We start from the raw sequence: 4,416 nt of genomic DNA, 5'->3' as shown, positions 1-4,416 counted from the left end.
AATCAGCGCGCGGATGCGATCGCCCTGGCGATAGCGCTCGTGCGGGATCTGCTCCTTCTCGGGCAGGATCGCCTCGGTGCGCCCGAGATTGACGATCATGTTCTTGCGCTCGAAGCGCTGCACGATTCCCGAGACGACCTCCTGCTTGCGATCCTTGAACTCGTTGAAAATCTGCTTCCGCTCGGCGTCGCGAATATGCTGGATGAGGTTCTGCTTGGCCGCCTGCGCCGCGATCCGGCCCATCGTGGCGGTGTCGAGCTTGATCAGAATCTCGTCGCCGACCTCCGCCTCGGGATCGTACTTCGCGCGCGCCTCGGTGACGTCGGCCTCCGCCGCCGCGTTGGCGACCTTGTCGACCACAGTCTTGATTTCGAACAGCTCGATTTCGCCGAGCTCCGGATTGAAGCGCGACTCGATATTGCGGTCGGGCCCAAACGTGCGCCGCGCCGCCGAATGCATCATCTCCTCGACCGCGTTGATCACGATCGTTTTGTCTATGCCTTTTTCCTTGCTTACCTGCTCGATTACCCGGTTCAGATCGACCTGCATACCGCCTCCCCGGGGCACGCAAAAAATAGCGCGCCGATTTTATTTGTTGCTCCGCCTGTTCGGGAGCCGATGCATCTACTTGTCAAAGTCATACTCGTAATTCGCTCCGGTCATCTCGTCGAAACCGATCGTCTGCCGCTTGCGGCTGGTCTCGTCGTCGAGCTCGATTCCGTTTTCACTCACGGTCACCAGCTTACCCACGAACGACTTCTGTCCGTCGCGCGCCTGATGCGTCCGGACCTTCACCCGCTCACCCTTCACCGCCTCGAAATGCTCGAGCTTGCGCAACGGCCGGTTGATTCCCGGCGACGCGACTTCCAGCGTGTAGCGCCCCTCGACCGGGTCGTACACGTCGAGCAAATCGCCCAGCGTCGGGCTCAACTTCTCCAGGTCGCTCAGGGCAATTCCGCCGCCCGGCTTATCGACCAGCAGCCGCAAGAGCGAATTTCGCGTGCCCTTGCGAAAATCCACCGACACCAGCTCGTAACCCTGGCGCTCTATATGTGGCTCGAGCAGCTCGACCACTCTTTCCGCGGTCGGATGGAGCGTCAGGGCGGTCATCTGCTCTCACCACTTCGCTTGGCTATGCCGTCGGGCCGGCTTATGTCTCGAAACCCTTTTTGCGACACCAACAAAAAAGTGGGCACGCGCCCACTTCCAAGCCAGCAAGATACCACCGCGGACAACCTGTCAGCAAGGCGGGGGTTATCCACCATCTCCTCAAGCATTTGCCGTAACATTCAGATAACATCGCGCTCTCGATGCCCGAGCTGACCGGCCCTAACTCACCCGCCCTGGGATTCCTGCTGGCGCTGACGATCGGATTCCTCGTCGGCCGCACGCGGGAACCTGACCCCAAGGGCCCGCCACGCCCCGGGATGCGCGATTTCCTGATAATCGCACTGCTCGGCGCGGTCGCAGGTCACCTGGGCAACGCTGCGATCGCCATCGCACTATTCGTCGGTACGATTGGCGCGATCCTCGTGATGCGCTTGCAGCATCCCGAGCGCAACGGAATCACCACCGAGCTCGCGGCAGTCGCGACCTTCGTACTGGGCGCTCTCTGCCTGACTTCGGACCGCCAGTTCGGTGCGGGACTCGGGATCGTGCTGGCTACGATCCTTGCCGAACGCGATCAGCTTCGCACCTTTGTGCGCGACGCGATCTCCGACGTCGAATTCATCGACACGCTGAGTTTTCTCGCCCTGATTTTTATCATCTACCCGTTGTTGCCAACTGGCAGCTACGGACCATTCGGATTTTTCAAGCCGCGTGAGATCTGGCTATTCGTAATCCTGGTATCCGGCGTTTCGTATGTAGGTTACTTCCTGACCAAGTTTACCGGCGACGCGCGCGGTTCATTACTCACTGCAATAGTCGGTGCTATCGCGTCGACGACTGCTTACACGGCCGCAATCTCGCAAGTAGTAGCAGATGCGCCGGAGTCGGCGGTATCCGCAGCCCGCTACTCGATAATAGCCAATTCGATACTATTTCCGCGCACACTCCTGATAGTCGCAGTAGTCAGTCCGGCACTGGCTATTGCCGCAACTCCCGCTTTCGCCGCGATGACGGTTGCGGGGCTCGTCGCGGCACTGATATTGGCGCCCTCACCGCCGAAAAAAGCGAAAAAATCCGCGATTGCAGCCTCGACCTTTCGCAACCCGTTCTCGATTCGTCCCGCACTGGAGTTCGGCGCAATCTTCACGCTTGTCTTGCTGCTCACCCGCGTCGCCAAGCATTACGCGGGATTCGGCGGCCAGATGGTGGTATCGGCGATCAGTGGATTGGTCGACGTTACCGCGATCTCGCTGACGCTGGCGTCTTTCGTCAAGTCCGGCACCAGCCCCGCGCGCGACGCGGTTATAGGACTGACGCTCGCGCACGCGGTGAACGCCGTCTTCAAATCCGCGGAAGCGAGAACCAGCCACCAGCCGGCATTCTACCTGCGCTTGATGGCGGGTTTCGTAATCATGTTCGCAGTGGGCGCAGTAGCAATAGTCACTATCGATCCCGCGCGCGTCACCGAAGTAGTAAGTCATTTCCAGATGAACTGACTATCAGCAGTAGCAAAGGGAGGAATCGCTATGCATGAAATCAAGTCGTTCAAGATTTTCCAAACCGCAAGGGTGATCGCAGTGCTCTATGTGATTTTTGGATTTCTTGAGGGAACAATTCTCTCGGTTGTTTTTGCGCACCACCCCCACCCGCATCCATTGCTAGGGACACTATTCATTTTGATTGGCTTCCCAATCCTGTTTGGTGTCGTCGGATTCATCGCTCTGCTGATCAGTTGCTGGCTGTACAACATCGTTGCCGCACGCATCGGTGGCATCGCGTTCGAGTTGACTCCGCGCAGCGAAAACTGAGAGGCACAACCCAGGCGCGTCGCAACTTCTTATAACCTCCCCTCGGACAAGGGGAGGTTCGGAGATTCAATCGTCGTCGTCGCGGAGCTTTGACAGGACCGACAGATCTTCGAGGGTGGTGGTGTCGCCGAAGGTTTGGTCGCCTGAGGCTATCTGGCGGAGCAGGCGGCGCATTATCTTGCCGCTGCGGGTCTTTGGCAGGGCTTCGGTGAATCTTATGTCGTCGGGACGCGCCAGCGCCCCGATCTCCTTGACGACGTGGGCGCGCAATTCTTCGCGCAGCTGGTCGTCGCCTTTGCGGCCGCCTTCGAGCGTTACAAATGCGACCACGGCCTGCCCTTTCATATCGTCGGGACGGCCGACGCATGCTGCTTCCGCGACCGTCATGTGCGAGACCAACGCGCTCTCGATTTCCATCGTGCCCAGCCGATGGCCCGACACATTGATCACGTCGTCGACGCGACCCATGATCCACAGGTAGCCGTCCTGGTCGCGACGGGCGCCGTCGCCGGTGAAATATGCGCCCTCGATCTGCGAGAAGTAATTAGTCTTGTAGCGCTCTGGGTCGCGATAAATCGTCCGCAGCATTCCGGGCCACGGCCTGCGCACGATCAGCAATCCGCCCTGGTTGGCGCCGACGCTCTTGCCGTCGCGGGTGACGACGTCGGCTGCGATGCCGGGAAGAGGAAATGTAGCCGAGCCGGGTTTGGCGGCGGTCACGCCCGGCATCGGGCTGATCATGATTCCGCCGGTCTCGGTCTGCCACCACGTGTCGACGATCGGGCATCGCTCGCCGCCGATAACTCGGCGATACCACATCCATGCTTCGGGATTGATCGGCTCACCGACCGACCCGAGCAATCGCAGACTCGACAGGTCATGCTTTTTGACCCACGAATCGCCCCACTTGATAAACGTGCGAATAGCAGTCGGCGCGGTGTAGAAGATGCTGACGCCATACTTCGCGATTATCCGCCAGAACCGATCGTTCTCGGGAAAATTCGGCGCGCCTTCGTACATCACGACCGTCGCGCCGGCCGCCAGCGGCCCATAGACGGTGTAGCTGTGGCCGGTGACCCATCCGATATCGGCGGTGCACCAGTAGATATCGTCGTCCTTCAAGTCGAACACCCACCGCATCGTCATCAGCACGTGCGTGAGGTATCCGCCGGTCGTATGCACCACGCCCTTGGGCTTGCCCGTGGTGCCGCTGGTGTAGAGCGTGTACAGCGGATGCTCGCTGTCGAGCTGTGCGGCCTCGCACTTAGGGCTTTGAGCGGGAACCAGCTCATCCCACCACACGTCGCGGCCTTTGCGCATCTCGACCTTGTTGCCGACGCGCTTGAGCACCAGCACTTTCTGGATCGATTGGCACTTCTTCAGCGCGTCATCGACATTCTGCTTGAGCTCGACGACCTGCCCGCGCCGCCATCCGCCGTCGGCGGTGATACAGACCTTCGCTTCTGCGTCGTTGATCCGATCGGCCAGCGCCTCCGAC

5 protein-coding genes are annotated in these 4,416 nt (G+C 60.1%); 2 read left to right on the top strand and 3 right to left on the bottom strand.

The window, feature by feature from the left end:
• Together WB650_RS05850 and rimP are read right to left on the bottom strand one after the other, a co-directional pair.
• Positions 1-549, bottom strand: a 549-nt coding sequence (locus WB650_RS05850; RefSeq protein ID WP_423959764.1) for a NusA N-terminal domain-containing protein, incomplete at its 3' end; no start/stop codon positions are given.
• Positions 550-624: 75 nt separating this feature from the next.
• Complete coding sequence (rimP, locus tag WB650_RS05845) at positions 625-1,110, bottom strand: ribosome maturation factor RimP (RefSeq protein WP_422306216.1); 486 nt, start codon at positions 1,108-1,110, stop codon at positions 625-627.
• Positions 1,111-1,310: 200 nt separating this feature from the next.
• Between rimP and WB650_RS05840 the strand changes: the two genes are divergently transcribed.
• Together WB650_RS05840 and WB650_RS05835 are read left to right on the top strand one after the other, a co-directional pair.
• Positions 1,311-2,606 (top strand): MgtC/SapB family protein, encoded by a 1,296-nt coding sequence (locus WB650_RS05840; protein ID WP_422306218.1) that lies wholly within the window; start codon positions 1,311-1,313, stop codon positions 2,604-2,606.
• 30 nt (positions 2,607-2,636) lie between these two features.
• Positions 2,637-2,918, top strand: coding sequence for a hypothetical protein (locus WB650_RS05835; protein ID WP_422306220.1), 282 nt, complete (start codon positions 2,637-2,639; stop codon positions 2,916-2,918).
• Positions 2,919-2,984: 66 nt separating this feature from the next.
• On the opposite strand, the gene acs is transcribed toward WB650_RS05835, so the two are convergent.
• On the bottom strand, positions 2,985-4,416 hold a 1,432-nt coding region (gene acs / locus WB650_RS05830; RefSeq protein WP_423959761.1), incomplete at its 5' end, for an acetate--CoA ligase.

The organism is Binatus sp. (SeqCode), assembly GCF_049584895.1.
Taxonomy (GTDB): Bacteria; Desulfobacterota; Binatia; order Binatales; family Binataceae; genus Binatus.
The sequence above is the reverse complement of the archived record's forward strand: the minus strand, read 5'-3'. Positions and strand labels throughout refer to the sequence as shown.